The organism is Methanobrevibacter sp. UBA212 (assembly GCF_905233225.1).
In the GTDB taxonomy this organism is placed as follows: Archaea; Methanobacteriota; Methanobacteria; order Methanobacteriales; family Methanobacteriaceae; genus Methanocatella.
The window spans coordinates 43052-60467 of sequence record NZ_CAJODJ010000002.1 but is presented as its reverse complement, the minus strand read 5'-3'; the positions used below and the strand labels follow the sequence as shown (position 1 = coordinate 60467).

The window sequence follows — 17416 nt, the reverse complement described above, 5'->3', positions numbered from 1 at the left end:
AAAGATTTAAGAAATAATTCGAAAATTAAGATAATATTCTAAAAGAATAAGTTAGGAACCGATGGTCCTAACCTATGCATATTATGGAAGATACTTACTCCCATGATTTAACATATGTCTTCAACATAAATAAATGTTTTTTTTTGAAAAATCAATCTGAGCCGATTAGTTTGCAAATGCTCTCTCAATTACTTTATAAATGATAACAGTGCATAAATTAAATTATATTAAGATGAGGGAAAAAAATGATTTCAAATGAAGAATTTGAAGAAATTGTAGTTAATGTTCTTGAAAGGGACATCTCTTCAAACGAAGACCAGAAAAATGCAATCTTCTCTCAACCAAACCAATCACTGTTCTTAGTTGCAGGCCCCGGAAGCGGCAAAACCACCGTAATGGTGCTGAAAATACTGAAATTCATTTTTGTCGATGACATCAATCCAAATGAAATATTGGCAACAACATTCACCAAAAAGGCCGCTGAAGAATTATATTCAAGGATTTTGGGATGGGGAGATGAAATCAAAAACCATATCATTGACGGATCGGATGATTTTGAAATCTTTGAAAAGATAGCCAGAATTGATTTCAATCAGATTCAGGTCGGCACAACCGACAAGCTGGCCGAAGAGATCATGAGGCAGCACAAGGAACCCGGTACAAACCATCCAATCATAATTGAAAACTTCGTTTCAAACTCAGCTATGATAAAGATACTCAGCGAAAATGAAAGATACAAGGACGAGAACTTAAAAGAATGCCTCAAAAGACTGACCGGCAAGGAAAAACTGGATGAACCGTCAAAGATGAGCGGAATACTGCTTGAAATCAAGGACAGGATTTTCCATGACCAGATCGATATGGACAGATTATACGAGGAATATGAAAACGACAGGGGCATGACCCTAATCCTCGACTGCATACAGGAGTATGAAAACATACTGATTAGAAGAAACACCATGGACTTCGCAATGCTTGAATCCAGATTCCTGAAATTGCTTAAGGAAAACAGGCTTGACATGTTTCTCGATACCATCAGAATCGTTTTGGTGGATGAATACCAGGACACAAACCTGATTCAGGAAGACATCTACTTCACCATTGCCCAATCAGCATTGAAGAATAACGGAAACATTACCGTTGTAGGCGATGATGACCAGTCCCTTTACAGGTTCAGAGGAGCGACAGTGGATCTGTTCACCAACTACAAGCAAAGGGTCAGGGACAAACTGGGCATTGACGTTTTGGAAATTAATCTGAAAACAAACTACCGCTCAACGGAAAACATCATCAATCACTGCAACCAGTTTGTTGAAATAGATGACGAATACCAGATGGCAAGGGTTAAGAACAAGCCAAAAATCATAGCTCCCGATTTTGACAAGGACCGGATGCCTGTTCTTGGAATGTTTAGAAACAATGTTGAAATGCTTTCAAAGTCACTGTCCAACCTTATTGCAAAACTGATCAACGAAGGCGAAGTCAGGCCAAAAGTCCTGAAGGTGCTTGATGAGGAATATTTCAAGCAGGTCGATGGCGATATAGATATTGCAAGATTGCAGCAGCTCAATGCCGAGCGGGAAAGGGAAGGAAAACATATTGAAAGACTGACCCTTAAATTGGACAGCGAGTCAGGTTCAGCGTCCGACATTGCAATACTGTCCTATTCCCCAAAGGAAAAGCAATTCGGCAACAATTCATTATTGTATTATCTTAGAAGAAATCTCAAAAAGCAAAGAAAACCGATTGAAGTGTTCAATCCAAGGGGAATCGAGCTTCAAAAGGTCGAAATTGTTGAGATATTCTGCGGACTGATACTTGAGTGCATAGACCCTGAAGGCAAAATCCAGCTGAGCGACAAGACCATCCCGAATCTGGCGAAAGTTACAATGACTAGATGGAGAGTGAGGGCAAGGGAATATGTCAAACTTAATCCCGAACCGCATGAGCCTATAAATCTAAGCCAGTTTGTATTATACTGGCAGAATAGGGTGCCTAGAGGAACAAAATACTGGCCCAAAAAGGCCAGCCTGATGGAACTTGCATATAAGCTCATCACATGGATTGAAGAGCTGCAGGAGGATGCCGAAGGAATAGTTTACCTGGAAGCGATTACCAAATCAATTACACAAACTGGATTTTTCAGCAAGTATTACTCACACATATCATTTGCAAACAGGCAGGCCGAGAAGGAATCCATTCTTGAAGCCATATGGAACATATTTATACCTCTTGCAACCGGAGGAATACAGATTGACGAGTCCCTTCTTGAAACCCTTCCAGACGACAGAGTGAACATATTATCGATTCATCAGTCAAAGGGACTGGAATTTCCGCTGGTCATTGTGGATGTTGGCTCCAAATTCAGGGACAACAACATAAAAACACAGAAATTGAGATTTCCAAAAAAGCCGCCTAAAAACATTACAATCGAGGACAGCATAAGGCAGTTCAGTGAACTTGGAGAGTCCGAAAGAAGCGAAAAGGACAGGTCATTCGATGACTTGACCCGCCTTTATTTCGTTGCATTTTCAAGGGCGGAAAGCGTTCTGCTGCTGGTTGGGCTAAACTCCGCAATCGAAGGATATCCTCATAAAAAGAAGCACTTCAACATTCCAAATGTTGCACTCGGATGGAGCAGAGATGAAAAATATATTGGATTTAATGAGATTTACCTGATATAGGAGATAAAAAATGAAATTACCGTCAAGATCAAAGTCATACATGATTCCGGAATACAGCCTAACCGGAGATTTGCTGTCATTTTTAACATGCAATCTGCAATACAGATACCAGAACAAGGGAACCCTCCCACCTTCAAAACCGGTTCAGAGATGGTTTGGAGAGTTCATTCATGGAGTGATGGAAGAGGCATATCTTCAATGGGATTCCGACAAGAAGCAATTTCCGTGGAACTGGAAAAATGACATCCGCCCGATAGAAGACATGATTGACATAAGGCTTCAAGTGGACGGGCTTTATCCTTATGATGAAGACCTGTTTTACAGTCTGTTAAACAGCGAACTAAGATTTGAGGATTTAAACGAGCATGACCATAAAAAACTGGCCAGTGCAAGGGCTGAAAGGGCCATTAATGTTTGGGGACCTCATCTCTTTCCCCTGATTGATTCCACTGAACTTCTGATAAAGGGCATCAGGAACATGCCGAATTATGACGAAAAGATTAGCCGATCAAATTATTATGGAATCAATGGTGTTGTGGATGTATTGAGCTCCATGAAAATCAACAGGAACATCAGTCAAAGCAATCTGGACAACTACAACAATAAAATCATTGAATTTCTTAAAAAAGACCCTGAATTTCGCCAAAAGATTTCCCATTCAGAAAGCGACGAATACGAAATCATAATCGACTACAAGGGAATGAAAAGGCCTCCCGAAAAGAGCGACAACAAATTCAACAACCCCTGGGAAAATCATAAGCAGCAAATCCTGACATATTCCTGGCTTAGAAGCCAGCAGGAAGATGCAAAACCGATTTTTGCGGGAATAATCTTCTATTTAAATGAGCTTGTCCCATCTAAGGAGGACCTTGTTTTGATTCAGGACGAAATCGCACATGACCTGACAGACAATGCAATAGACTATGCCAAATTCGCAGATGATGTTGATTTGATTATGAACTGGACGGAAGACGACAAGGCGCCAAATCTAAGCGATGAGTTCAAGATTGCAAGGTCAATACGCATAATCAATATTAACAATGAAGAGATTGAGGATTCACTTAATAAATTTGACAATGTTGTTTTTAAAATTGAAAGCTCTCTAATTAAAGAAATAAAAGGTTGCAAGATTCAGGAAGCATGGAAAGCTGATTCTGATGAGAGAACATGCAATGCATGTGATTTTAGAACATTCTGTAAAAATAACAGTGTTAAAACAAAAGATATTAAAATTCCATGAACTAATAATTAATTAAGGTGATTGTATGACTGATAATTTAGAGATAAACAAAAAATATTGCGAAGCTATTGAAAGCAAAATCAAGCTTGATGCAAAACCTGTTGCAATGAAACTGATTAAAACAGAAGATGACCTTCCTGAAGGCATTGATTTAATCGATGAAAAAATCAGACATTGCGAAATGGTAAGAAAAGCATCCCTCGGAAAGAAATTCTACTCAACTATCGACCAACAAATGTGTTTAGGCGGAGCAGGAGCAATTGGGCTTAGGGACATGCCTGAAAAATTGGCAAACGGTGAAAAATACTTTTCATTAGGCAGATTCCAGGATTTGGAAACCGCCAAAAAATTAACCGGCAAACTTTCAATCATTAAAGACATCAGCTGGGGAATTATTTATTCACCTTTGGACGAAGCAGATTTCGAGGCTGATGTAATCCAAATCATAACCGAACCTGTAGGCGGAATGAAACTTGCACAAAGCATCGTCTATAAAACCGGTGAAAAGATTACACCATCATTTGCAGGTATCCAATCATTATGCGGAGACGCATTTTCAAATCCGTATCTTTCCGATGGAGTGAATTTCACATTAGGCTGTGACGGTTCCAGAAAAGCGGCAGACATTAAAGACAACGAGATGACCGTCGGAATCAGCAAGGCCAAAATAGAAGAAGTAATTTCAGGTCTTGATTCAATCTAGGAGTTTTAGATAATCATCATAATGATTGATATTTAACAACTCTTTTTCATTTTTTTCTTTTATTCCATAAAAGGCATACCCATCATCAAACATTTTTCTCAAAATGGGATTCAGGTTATCATCCTCATTTTTCAGATATCCCATAAGGTTTTCGCGCGGTGCCACAAAAGGCATTCCAAGGCCTTCGGCAGTATCAAGCCATCCTGTTTTTCTTCTGCGCAAAATGGATATTGTCCTGTATGGATTATGTGATGTCTGGCTTATCTTTATCATTTTTTCAAATGTTTCAGGCAGAACTGTCGGCTGGTCTGCCGTAATGCATAACGCAAAATCGGAAGTGATGTTTGACAAACCATTATACAATGATGTTGACAAACCTACATCAACGGGATTATTTTCAATGAATTTCACATCATCTTTATAATTCTCAAAAATAGCTTGCTTTATTTCACTAGCATAATGACCAACTACCACAATACATTCATCTATATTTAATGAAAGTGCATTGTCAATTGTGGTCTCTATGACAGTCTTATCATTGAAAGGTAAAATAAGCTTGTTTGTTAATTCGATGCCACGGGAAATCTGATCATTTCTCATTCTGGAATTCTTTCCGGCAGCAGTAATTATTGTAGAAACAGACATAAAAAAGAAAATTGAAGACATGTTCATTTAGGAACATATCTTTCGATTTGGGCATAAATGTTCATTCCGGTACCTTCACCTTCAGTCCACATTTTGATTTTGACAGGATAGGTATGATTATTGTATACGGTAATGTCCTGTGCAGGATTATATCCGAACAATACTGCATCCTCATCCCAGCACATACCGACTGGAAGGTCAAATCCTTCAGAAGTAACTGCTGCCCTTAAAGCTCTTGCAGATGGGCATACACCGTGTGCTGCACTTCCACCAGGAGCCTTAGCATCACTGGCAGATTCGAAGTACACATAATCCTTACCACTTGAAGAGGATTGAGGCGGAATGACGGTACCATTCCATGCATCCACAAACTGTCTTGCATTTATTTCCCTGACAGAATCACCATATTCAGGGTGAGAACCTAACTCAGTACCGTAAGCTTCCCCATCTTGTGCAGTATAATTACCTGAATATAATAAGATTGGTGAACCTGTTGGATATTCAGAAGCATAATCCACCATTTCCTGACCGAATATTTTAGGCACATCACTTGAACTGATATTGTTTCTTCCGTCTGAAAAGCCAACCATTCCTTTTTCTAAAGTGAATATGGAACCATCTTGAGCATCATAATTATACCAATCTACAATTGTGGAAGCATTATAATAGTCATTTTTATATTCTAAATTCTTAATATCTGCCGCAGGAACAGATTTTACTTTTTTACCATCCTCATAAACGTCAACACCGGATGAAGTTTTCTTCAACCATTTGTATGGTGCACTATAAGCCCACACATAATTATCCGGTGATTTTACAACTAACTTGTCCCCAGCAAAAGTTAAAAACCCCGGACCATCAACATCAACAACTTTACCATAGGAATCTATACCTCCCCCTGCAACAGTGCTGAAATCAAACGGAACAACACCTGTCGATAAGGCCAATACAATTCCCTTCAAATCAAACGCCTGAAGCTGATGGGATAAAAATGCAAAATTACTGACTAAAGGAACATCAACCGGATTGGTAGTACCAGTAATTGATTGATTTTCAAACATTGATTGGCCGATTGGAAGACTATAATCCTTAACTATGGAATCTGCAGTATAATTAGCACTAGCAGAACCAAAAAATGCAAGTACTGCACATAAGGCAATTAGTGCTACAAATATTGCAATAGAAATTTTTCTCCAACCATTACTCATATAATACACCTAAAATAATAATACATATATAATTATACACTATCTATTATAAAAAGGTTATTACACGAGTTATAATTTTTCTGAAATTTGTTTAATCCTATCTTGAATTTCAATAATTACATCTTGACCGTTGCCGCCTATAAGAATCGCCTCTTCATGAGAATACTCGGCAACCAATTCTATTATCTGGTCAAGCGTATTTACAGTTATAATATTGCCCATATAACCCAGAGAATTGAGCCTGTAAATTGCGATGTCCAATGTATCATCCAATCCAGGAAACAGTACAATGACTTCAGGATTATATTTTACTGCAACGTCCAGTATATCCAATCTGTGGGTTTCATTATGTCTAGGGGTGCCAATGAATAGCGCATAAAAGTTTTTTTCGCCTAAAACTGAAGCCAGCGCATCGGAATTATCAGTTTTTCCCACATAAACATCGGCATCATTGATTTTATAGACATCCAATCTGCCTTCAACAGCCTTGAAATCGGCAAGTGTTGTTTTGATAACATCCTTTGGAACCTTGAGCTCACGGCAAATTGCGGTTGCAAGGCCTGCATTCAGCAAATTGAATTTACCTACCAGCTGCAGTTCATCCTGATATGCAAAATAAGGAATTGCTGTTTTGGCGGCTCCCTTAAAGTCTGCCTTGAAATCCTGATCGAATGCAATGAAAATTGTCTTGTCTGAAAAAAACCTGACTAGGGAATTCTTATAGTTGGCAATGGTTTTGTGAACGTCCATATGGTCATTGCCTATATTGGTCAATCCGACCATATCAAAGTCAAAGCAATAATTGGCAAAATCAAGTGTCATGTCACATACTTCAACAAGCAGAATGTCATAATCCCCCTCCTGAGCCTCAAGGATCAAATCATAATAGCCTGAAAAGCCTCCTCCACCGTTTCCGCCAACCAATATTTTCTTGCCGGCATCTTCCAAAATGTTTTTCAGCATGTGCACAGTAGTGGTCTTTCCGTTGGTTCCGGTTATTCCAATTGTGAAGATATCCCTGTGTTTTGTGATTACATCGCTTAAAAGCTCTCCGTCTTCAAGCAGCCTTTCGGCAAATGCTCCTCCAAACATGCTGGGACTGATGGCTATTGCATCACAATTTTCAATTGCATAGGAATTGGTAAATCCCAAATCAACTGTGATGTTATCCCCTACAATTGAAACGGTCTCCTTATCCTCAATCATATTCATTGACAACATCGGCAAATCCAAACCGGACAAATCAACATCAATATTCAAATCAGTGGCATAAACTTCCCAACCATGTTTTAAAAGGGAGTTCACAGCCTTTTTTCCTTCCACACCTAATCCAATTACTGCCGCTTTCATATAAAATAATTCCTTTACTGTTCTAATATAATCTTAAATTTTAGAATTAATAAATATTTTTATAATATATGAAAATAAAAATTAAAGCAAGGTGATTGACATGTTTGAAGATGAACGTGATGAGAAAATTTACAATCTAATTATCACTAACGGTTTTGACAAAAACAATGAATACGGCCAATTTACAGAAAAGCTATACTCAAAAGTTGATTTCAGATGGAAGGAATCAATATCAGGTTCATATGCTACAGCCGGCGAAAACTTTTACAATAAGGTAGACAGAATCATCATGTTGGCAGGCCTCTACAATGACAATAAGGAAGTGTTCCACGATTTGTTGGATGCAAGCGAAAAATATGACATTCCAATCGTTCTTGTAAGACCATACGGGCTGGAAGAAGTTCCAGAAATATTGGAAGAGCGTGCCGCAACCATTGTAGGCTGGAATGCAAACTGCATTCTGGACTCAATTAAAGACGCTCCGCAAACTATGTAAAAAAAAAGTAAAAGGTAATAATGCGACTACATTATTACTTTTGAAATACCATTCTCTTTTTCGACTTTTATCAGATTTTCAGCAGCATTTTCAAGCTGGGCTTCGTGAGTTACTATAATCATTTGAGGAAGTGAAGACATCTCCTTTAACAGATTGATCAGTTCGTGCTTTCTTGAAGCGTCCAAATGAATTGTAGGCTCATCCAATAAAATGGTGTCCAATTCACCATTGGCCATTGCCTGAGTAATACCCAATCTCAATGCAAGTGCAATGGCAATCTTTTCACCACCGCTGACCATGCTCATTGATGATTCCCCTTCAGGACCATAAACGGTCACTTCATAATCATCATCAATTGTCAAATCAGAGTAGTTGAAATTGAACTCCTTGAAGTATTCCTTGGTGTGTTTCTGTATGGCCGGACGTGAGATATTTCTTAAATCCTTTTGAATACCTCCACGGCTGTACAGCTCACGGATATGCTTAAGGATGCCTATATACTCATCTATGTTATCATATTCCTGTCTGAACTGGGATGCCATCTTAATCTTGTCAGTCAAATCCTGAAGACTTACAATTGATTCCTTTGCCCTTCCTTTAATCTCGAAAAGCTCTTCATTGAAAGTGTTTTTTCTTCTTTCATAGCGTTCAAAATTATAGAGGATTTGTTCGTATTTTTCCTCATCGTATAGTGATGCATTGATTTTGTTTTCAATGATGTCCTTTTGATTGATTGAAACACCGATATCCTCTTTAATGGAATCCAATCGAGTCATGAATGAATTTTTATTTTGAACAAAACCTTTCAATTGGTTGAATTCTTCATTTTTCTTCTTTAAATCCTCAATACGACTTTTAAGTTCATTAGGACCCATGTCCCCACTTAAATGAGGGTCCTGATTTATGGCCAATTTAATGTTGGTGACATGATTGTCAATTTCATTTTGAACCTGCTTCAACTTGTATTGGATTTCAGTTTCACTGCCTAAAACTTCCAGGGCTCCCTTGGATTGAATGTAGGAATCATGATCCTCTTTGAATGATTCACGTTCTTCCTTTTTAGTGGCAATGAGCAGAATGAGCTCGCCGAGCTTATTGCTAATGTACTCCTTACCTTCCAAGTCCTCATCCATCTTGTTCAATCTGATAAGTTCATTTTGAAGATGCTCAAATTTCTGCCTGTACTCAATGATGCTTTTGGACAATTCCGTGAGTTTTTGAAGCTTCTCTTCAAAACTGTTCTTGTTCTTGTTCAACAGACGAACAGCCTCTTCATTTTGGGCAATAAGTTTTTTGTTTTCATTAATCTCATCAGTGTAATGCTTTGTCAATTCGGTTTTCTTATAGGAACTGATATCTGACTGGCAAACAGGACATTTGTTGTCGATTCCTTCCAGATCATCCAAAGGTTTCTGGCATGCCTTGATATTCTGATTGTATACAACGATATCCTCATTTTTTGCGATGATTTCCTTGCCCAATTCATCAATTTTTTCGGAAGTCTCATTGATGAAATCATTAGTGGAACTTTCAAGATGGTTAAAATCATCTATCTTGGCCAATATATCCTGGTCCAATCCATAATCATCCAGATTATCCTTTGATTTTGAGAAGAACTTGTCGATGTCATTCCTTTCATCCTCTATGCTTTTCAACAATTCCTTCTTATCCTTTTCAAGCTTGGCCATTGTAGCCAATTCCTTTTCAAGGTTATTCTTTTGGTCAGACAACCTGTTTATTTCCACATCGGATGAAAGATAATTATTATATCCTTCTTTTTTGGTGGAAACGATTTCCTTTTGCTCGGCAATTGAATCCAATTTATCTTCAATTTCGTTCTCGTCCTCTTTCAGTTTTTGAATGCTTGTAACCGATTTTTCAAAGTCAAGATAAACATCAAGTTTGGAAACGAATTTTTCCAATCTGTCGATTTCCTCTTCAGCTTCACGGATTTTATCCAATTCCTCTTGAACAACACGCTTTTCATCTTCCAATTTGGCGAATGTTTTTTCTTCAATTTCCAAATTGTTTATTTGTGTTTCGTAGATTTCCTTTTCACGCTCCATATTACGTTTGCTTTCAGAAATATCTTTGAGCAATCCATCGACTTCATCAATCTGCTCTTCGAGTTCATGGCCCCTATCCTTAAGGCTTTCCAGTTCATCCTTTTTCTTGTTATAATTTTCCATCAGCTCTTCGGAATTATAGAGCTTACCTTTAAGCTCGGCAAGTTGAGATTCATAATCGGTTATGAAAGGCAATAAATTCTTCCATGCCTTTTCCAAAGAGTTTATTCCCAGCAATTTTCCAATCAGCTGTTTTTTCTCAGCAGGAGTCTTGTCAACCAATTCTGCAATTTCCCCCTGCCTGATATAGATTGCATTGAGGAAGAGGTCTGAATCGATATCCAGGATTTGGCGAATTTCACTGGCAACTTCCTTATCTCCGGTACAGACATGCACATATCCCCCTTCTGAGGAGGTCCTTTTGAACAGGGATGATTTCAAGGAGGATTTTTTCTCGCGAACAATCTTGTAATCCCTGTTATTGGAAGTGAATTCCAGTTCTATGGACATGGAATTTGCATTGTTTCTAACCAGATCATCAATCTTTTTGGCTGTGTGCTGTTTGAATAGGGCGAAGCTTATCGCTTCAAGGATTGTTGATTTTCCCGCACCGTTTTCACCTACAATTACGCTAATTCCCTTATCAAAAGTAATTACGGTATGCTCGTGTGATTTGAAATTGTTTAATTTTAATCTTGTGAAAATCATTCTTCAACCTCCTTTCCAAATGTTACCTGCACATCATCTTTTTTCCTTGGAGGTCTTTCGATTTGCAGCTCTTCAGTCCTGAATTCGGAATCTTCAACTTCATTGGCATAATGGTCATCGAAGTACTGATTGATCAGCTCCTGTGACTCATCTAGCTTTTCCTTTGAAAGCAGGTGATACAAATCGACGGCAAGGGTTGTGACCTCGCTGTTGCCATATCCTTCAAGCTGACTTTCCAGAAGCTGTTCCGGACCCAATCTTTTGGATTCCACTTCAATAAGCTCAATCTCCTCACCGGCCATTACAAAGGTAGGCCTTATCATCAAAGCCAAATCCCCCAGCTCCTCTTTTATGATTTCATATACTCTGCTGGTATCAGATTCAACATCCCTGATGGTTATTTTTAATATCGGCTTTTTGTCAAATCCCTTGATGATTTCCTTGATGCTTGCAATGCCGCTTTCCAAATCGTTATATTCAATGGTTTTTTCGATGAATTCACGTGGAACATCGACAGTGACCCTCTTGACGACAGGCTTTGAACCGTCAAAATCAACCACAACAAAGCCCTTTCCGTTCTTCTTATAATCAGGCAATTCGGATGTCTTCCAGATTTCAGCAGAACCCGGATAAACAAGTCTTCCTTTACCGTAAGCATCATTGATATATTTGTGAATATGACCGAGGGCGTAATAATCGAAGTTATCAGGTATCTCGCCAATCTCCAATTCATAATTGATGCTGAAATATTTGTCGATTCCCTGGTGAAGAACCAGAATTGACTTTTCATGATTGCCTGCCTTTTTGGACAAATCGGCCAGCTTGCTCTTCAGAGCCTTTCCGTGTGATGCCGGATAGTAAGGAAGGCCAGCTATAAATATGTCTCCGTGCATATAGGTGGGATTGATAGTGCTTATGACCTTAAGTCCCATCTTCTTAAAAATAACATGTGGAGGTATGGAGCCTTTTCTCATCACCACATCATGGTTTCCTGCTATTGCATACATAGGAATTCCCGCACCTTTCAGCTTAAGTAAACCTTTTTGAAAGGTCAGAAGCGCCATAGGTGAAGGTCTTGCGGTTTCAAATAAGTCGCCACTATGTATTACAAAATCTACTTTTTCTTCAATTATTTTGTCAATAACCTTATCAAACACTTCATAAAAGTCCTTTTCCCGTTCAAACAATCCGTATTGACGGTAACCTAAATGAGTGTCTGCCAAATGTGCAAATTTCATTATATTACCTTCTTTTATTTTATGTATATAACCAATTTAAACACTATTTCAAGCATTTAATGTGTAATAGTATATTCTCAACTATTATTTAATAGTTTGCCAAGAGAGCATTTGAAAACTAATCAATATTGATATGAGAGTGTAAAAATCAATATTAAAATTTTAAAAAAAGTAAGAAAAGAATATGATTAGTAATCATACCCCATATCCATCAGCTCATCTTCCTGCCTTTCAATCTCTTCAGCTTCCTTTTTAAGAGAATCCTTAAAGAAAGACACGATATCCATGTCATCACCATGAGTTCTGCCCTGGAATTTGTCAATCTTAACGAGAGTAGGCACTTTAGACATCAAGCCCAATACGATGGCCTCCCCAACATTCAAGGATGGAAGCTGATTGATCAAGTCCTGTGAAAGGCTTTCGCTTGCTGACTGGACATGCCTCTGGTCTTCAGGCTCGACAAGCCTCAATATAATCATGTTGTTCATCTGTGAGAGGGCATCATGGTCAACCGTTTTCGGGGACTGGCTTACAAGACACAGGCCCAATCCGAACTTACGCCCTTCTCTTGCAACCCTTTGAATCCAGCGTTTGGAATCGCTGTCGCGCTTGTTTGGAGCCAGAATATGAGCCTCTTCAAGAATATAGAATACAGAGTTTTCAAGCAGCTCGTCCCTGTTTCCACTGTGGGCCGCCTTTTTGGAGCGGTTAAGTGAATTTCTCAGGATATGGCTTACAAGCACGCTTGCAACATATTCGTCAACCTGGGACAAATCAAGGACATTCACATGGGCCTTTTTGATGCTGGACAGTATGTTGCCAGTATACTGGTCGAACAGGTTTGAGTACTTGTCCATGGAATCGTCGATCTTGTTCATGACATCCACTATCCTTTTGTCTGATTCTTCATCGAGAGATTCATCTTCAAGAATATTGTACATCAGCTGCAGAAAGTTCTTTTCCTGGGTTGTTCCATCTTCAACCTGCTTTTTAGCCTCCCTGAATGCCTTTCTGAAATAGCGCTCCTGAAGATATGCGTTTGCCGGAATGTTTACGAGTTTTTTGATTTCAAGAAAAGACATGTAGGTAGGGTTGATTTTAGGCCTTATCACATTGACATTGCCGTTTGGAAATTCGGCTCCCTTATACTCGCCGTGCATGTCAAATACAAACACGGGCACGTTGTATGAGAGAAGCTGGTCTATCAGTACGGATACTGTGTTTGACTTTCCCGCTCCGGTCATAGCAAGAATCGCCATGTGCCTTGAGAGTATCGGGTTTGCATCGACATTGACCTCAACGTCATTCTGGTTGACCAGTGTTCCGAGCCTTATCGGATTTTTCACCTTGAATATTTCATTGAGCATGTCCGCATCTGCGAGATTGATTTCTGTTCCTGGAAGCACGGGTGTTCTTGGAATCCTCAAGTCGTCATTGACGTCTCCGAGGATTTTGACCTTGCCCCTGATGTAGTTGTCCTCAACACCAATCCTGGAGATTTTCTGGATTGCCTTGAAGTCGTTTATGTCCACATTCAGCGCATCGTTTCCCCTGACCAGATTTTCAACCATTCCCAATACCTTTTTTCCGTCATATTCAATTGTTACATATTGGCCAACCTGTGGCATTTCATTTGAGATGAATGTTACTTCGTTTAAATTAGTTTCTCCTACGCAGATTCCCACTACCATGACATCACTTCCCTGTTTGTTGTCTCGTAAATCTTAGCTATTTTCATCAATTCCTTCATGTTCCTGTCGGTTATCACCACGTCATTGTGGGCCTTGTTCAAAAGGTAAGGATAACCCTGGACAGACAATACGTTTATCTTTCTTATTATTTCAAAAACCTCTTCCTTTGTTGCCCTGTAAGGCAGTTCAACCTTCAATACATTCTTGTTGTCCTGCAGGCGAACATAAAATACCGTAAATGTCAGACTCTTGAAAAAGTCATTGAAATATGGAAATGCAGCATTATCGTGAACCTGCCTGTACTTTATGAATGTCATTCCCTGCTTTTTTGTGAACTTGTCAAGAAATGCAATGTCCGGAATGTTCCAATGAAAGAGGTCATTGTCCGATGAGGTCTTGGAGATTGAAATGATTCTTTTTCTGAACTGCAGAATCTCATATAAAAGAATGATCTTTTCAACTGACGCCAGATGAAGGTTTGTCTCATTGAGGATGTTTGTATCATCGCTTTTGGGCATCTCCATCAGCTTGAAGCCGTCCCGGATATCCGGAAACAGCAGTCCGTAATGCCTGACCTTAAGCCTTGAGCGAAACTCCTCCAATAATGAATCATCGAGGTTTTCCTTAAGCTTTGAAGGTAGTTTCGCCCCTCTTGGAAATGCATTCTGCAGGTCTCCGAGAATGGAGCCGTCAAACATGTAATAGTCAACGTCATAATCATTCAGAGTTCTCAGGGCACATTTAAGCTCATATATTGCCATGTAATTGCTTAAAAGCTCATCGAGAAATGAGACATGCGCAATGTCGAAAATGTCCGAATCGTCAATCTTTTTAATCTCGCCATCGTAAATTATGGACTCTGCTCCAACAGCACAGAAATTGGTGGTGAGGAATTTCTTCTTGTTGAAGCTTCCGTCTCCTGCTGCAATCGAAAAGTCGGCTTTGCTTTCACCGATTGTCCTGTCAAACCATTTATGTTCCAACTGGGATTCGATATCAGCTGTCGGTTCGATATCGATATGAAATCCTCTTTTGGCGATGGCCTTTTCATACAATGAATTCAACATAATATCACAAGTATTAATATAACCATTAAATTATTTAAATCAAATGAGAGAGCATTTGAAAACTAATCAAAGAAAAAAAAGTTTAATAAGAGCAGTGGAACTACTCTTTTGAAGCCTTCAGGATGGCTCCGGTAATTTCTTGAATTTTGGATTTGACATCGTCAACTTCTTCCACAACGGTTCCGGTAACGATGATGTCTCCGCCAGCCTTTGCTGCCATATATGCTGCCTTGCCGTCACGGATTCCTCCTCCGACAACCAGAATGTTTTTAGGAGCTGCCTTTTTTGAGTATGCAACCATTTCGGCAGGAACAGGTTCTTGTGCACCTGAGCCGGCTTCAAGATAGAAGAACTTGATGCCGAAAAGTTCTGCAGACATCGCATAGACTGCAGGTATTTTAGGCTTGTTTCTAGGAACCAGATTGGCGTCTCCAACCCATCCGACTGTTCCTCCAGGTGAAATCACCATGTAATGCATAGGCAATATTTCCATTCCTGAAGCCTTAACGGCAGGTGCGGCCAATGCCTGAGCGCCGTTAATCCAGTATGAGTTTCTTGAGTTTACAAAGCTCATGTAAAATATTGCATCGGCATAACTGCTCACACTGCTTGTGTTTCCAGGGAAAATGATAATTGGAACCGCAATGTTTTCTGACAGGATCTTACAGGTGTTGTCCACATCATCGCCGTTGACAGTGGAGCCTCCAATCATGATTCCATCACTGCCTCCCTCAATTGCCTGAGTGGCAATGTCCAAGGCCTCCTCCGGAGTCTGTTCGTCAGGATCGATTAAAGTAAAATGAAGTTTTCTTGTTTTCAGAATATCTCTAATATAATTTTCAACGTCTTTCATAAGAATACCTAAAAATAGTTTTGTATAAAATAATATTTAATGTTTTAGAAAAAAATAGTAAGAATTAAAGAGAATATGTTTATCCTCTTTGTTCTTTTGCTTTGAATCTTAATCCTTTGTAACCGCATTTTCTACAGGTTGTAGCACCAGCAGGGTTACGAGCATTACATTTTAAGCAGATTTTAACATTGAACATTCTGTTTTCTGCTTCTTCAAATCTTGCCATTAATAACTCCTCCTTAATAATCGTGAAAATTGAATAAAACTAAATTGTTATGCTATACATAACTATTAATTAATTATTTTGATTTAATAGTATTTAAAGGTTTAGTAAAAATGAGTTAAAATAAGGAAAAAATGGATTTCTTAAAAATATTATTGCAAATTTAATCTGAAAAATAAAAAAAAATAGAGATTTAAAATAATTTAAATCTCCCATTATATTTTTAATTGAAATCAAAGCGACTGGAACTGCTTGCAGAACCACCTGCAATACTGTCTCCACCGCCACTTGAAGAACCACTAGAACTCCAATCGTAACCCCAATCACTATTTCATTCCATTATAATTTTATTGACATTGCACCAGTCTTTTTGGCGCTTTTCTTGATGGTCATGCTGGTTTTCTTGGAACCGCTATACTTGAAATCGGTCGGGATTATTTTAACCTTATGGGTACCTACACTCAACTGGTTAGTTGCATAACCTGCCATTCCCTTAAGTTTATTGAATGTTTTGGTTTTTAGGGTTACGGTTTTGTACTTTTTGCCAGTGTAGATCAGCAATTTGAGTTTTACCCCATTAACAAGCTTTTTGTTTTTCTTGTTCATAACCAGAATTGTAAGAAGCGCACCTTCCTTCATGGTGGTCTTTTTGGCAAATATCTTCAGCGGTGTCTGTTTGACCACTTTGATTGATGTTGAAACCGCCTTGAAATTATATGTGTCATTTGCCAGGCTTGTCACGACCTTATGATTACCCGCTTTCAGCGATTTGGTATTGTAGGTTGCAATGCCCTTGGCATTTGTCCATACTGAAACCTTCTTGAATTTTTTACCGGTGTAGATTTTTAAAAGAATCTTTGTCTTTGCAATAGGATTTTTCTTGGAATCCACCAATTTGATTTTCCATTTGGTGCTCTTTTTATAAGCGACTTTAGCTTTTAATGCCTTGATGACTGCTGTTGACTTTTCAACGACAGGAGCCGGAGTTGTGTTGGTTGAAGAATCATCTCCAGTTCCATTGGCTAAAACATCACTTGCACCTTCACTTAATTCTATATCTTCATTGGCATTTCCTTTGAGAGTGATATTTTCTGAGCTGTCGGAAGCGACCGCATCATCAGAAATCTCAGCCGCACTCACATGTGCGACTGCGCAGAATAATGCCAATAAGAATAGTATGGATAAAATTTTCTTATTCATATTAAAAACTCCGAATAATCTGTGTAATTGTAGTTATAAATTTC

The 17416-nt window shown here is 38.8% G+C and carries 14 protein-coding genes; 4 read left to right on the top strand and 10 right to left on the bottom strand.

Annotated elements, in window-relative coordinates; all coding sequences use genetic code 11:
• The first annotated feature begins 245 nt into the window (after window positions 1-245).
• Genes QZ138_RS00665 through QZ138_RS00655 form a run of 3 tightly spaced genes read left to right on the top strand, consistent with a single transcriptional unit; the run spans window position 246 to window position 4627 of the window.
• The gene (locus tag QZ138_RS00665) at window positions 246-2684 is read left to right on the top strand and encodes a DEAD/DEAH box helicase (RefSeq protein WP_292884947.1); all 2439 of its coding nucleotides are present in this window, start codon (window positions 246-248) and stop codon (window positions 2682-2684) included.
• Between the two features lie 10 nt (window positions 2685-2694).
• Window positions 2695-3924, top strand: coding sequence for a PD-(D/E)XK nuclease family protein (locus QZ138_RS00660; protein WP_292884944.1), 1230 nt, complete (start codon window positions 2695-2697; stop codon window positions 3922-3924).
• A gap of 25 nt (window positions 3925-3949) precedes the next feature.
• On the top strand, window positions 3950-4627 hold the full coding sequence (locus tag QZ138_RS00655) for a DUF169 domain-containing protein (protein ID WP_292884941.1): 678 nt from the start codon (window positions 3950-3952) through the stop codon (window positions 4625-4627).
• Here QZ138_RS00655 and QZ138_RS00650 read toward each other — a convergent pair.
• The 3 genes from QZ138_RS00650 to QZ138_RS00640 all read right to left on the bottom strand — a co-directional run bounded on the left by QZ138_RS00650 (window position 4619) and on the right by QZ138_RS00640 (window position 7830).
• On the bottom strand, window positions 4619-5272 hold the full coding sequence (locus QZ138_RS00650) for an NTP transferase domain-containing protein (protein WP_292884910.1): 654 nt from the start codon (window positions 5270-5272) through the stop codon (window positions 4619-4621). The two genes, QZ138_RS00655 and QZ138_RS00650, sit on opposite strands and share 9 nt — an antisense overlap.
• Before the next feature lie 23 nt (window positions 5273-5295).
• Window positions 5296-6480, bottom strand: a complete 1185-nt coding sequence (locus QZ138_RS00645) for a hypothetical protein (RefSeq protein ID WP_292884907.1) — start codon at window positions 6478-6480, stop codon at window positions 5296-5298.
• Between the two features lie 69 nt (window positions 6481-6549).
• Window positions 6550-7830, bottom strand: coding sequence for a Mur ligase family protein (locus QZ138_RS00640; RefSeq protein WP_292884904.1), 1281 nt, complete (start codon window positions 7828-7830; stop codon window positions 6550-6552).
• 100 nt (window positions 7831-7930) lie between these two features.
• Between QZ138_RS00640 and QZ138_RS00635 the strand changes: the two genes are divergently transcribed.
• Window positions 7931-8326 (top strand): nuclease, encoded by a 396-nt coding sequence (locus tag QZ138_RS00635; RefSeq protein WP_292884902.1) that lies wholly within the window; start codon window positions 7931-7933, stop codon window positions 8324-8326.
• 26 nt (window positions 8327-8352) lie between these two features.
• On the opposite strand, the gene QZ138_RS00630 is transcribed toward QZ138_RS00635, so the two are convergent.
• From QZ138_RS00630 to QZ138_RS00600, 7 genes are all read right to left on the bottom strand, one after another.
• Entirely contained in the window at window positions 8353-11100 is a 2748-nt protein-coding gene (locus QZ138_RS00630) for an SMC family ATPase (RefSeq protein WP_292884900.1), read from the bottom strand.
• A complete protein-coding gene (locus QZ138_RS00625) occupies window positions 11097-12338 on the bottom strand; it encodes an exonuclease SbcCD subunit D (protein WP_292884897.1) in 1242 nt (413 codons plus the stop codon). Before QZ138_RS00625 ends, QZ138_RS00630 begins: the two co-directional genes overlap by 4 nt.
• Before the next feature lie 188 nt (window positions 12339-12526).
• A complete protein-coding gene (locus QZ138_RS00620) occupies window positions 12527-14029 on the bottom strand; it encodes an ATP-binding protein (protein ID WP_292603402.1) in 1503 nt (500 codons plus the stop codon).
• Window positions 14023-15096: a DNA double-strand break repair nuclease NurA gene (locus QZ138_RS00615; protein WP_292884893.1), complete on the bottom strand. Its 1074-nt coding sequence runs from the start codon at window positions 15094-15096 to the stop codon at window positions 14023-14025. Before QZ138_RS00615 ends, QZ138_RS00620 begins: the two co-directional genes overlap by 7 nt.
• Before the next feature lie 100 nt (window positions 15097-15196).
• Entirely contained in the window at window positions 15197-15949 is a 753-nt protein-coding gene (locus QZ138_RS00610; protein WP_292884890.1) for a geranylgeranylglyceryl/heptaprenylglyceryl phosphate synthase, read from the bottom strand.
• A gap of 79 nt (window positions 15950-16028) precedes the next feature.
• The gene (locus QZ138_RS00605; protein WP_116591610.1) at window positions 16029-16175 is read right to left on the bottom strand and encodes a 50S ribosomal protein L40e; all 147 of its coding nucleotides are present in this window, start codon (window positions 16173-16175) and stop codon (window positions 16029-16031) included.
• Between the two features lie 336 nt (window positions 16176-16511).
• Complete coding sequence (locus QZ138_RS00600; RefSeq protein ID WP_292884887.1) at window positions 16512-17372, bottom strand: hypothetical protein; 861 nt, start codon at window positions 17370-17372, stop codon at window positions 16512-16514.
• Between the last annotated feature and the right edge of the window lie 44 nt (window positions 17373-17416).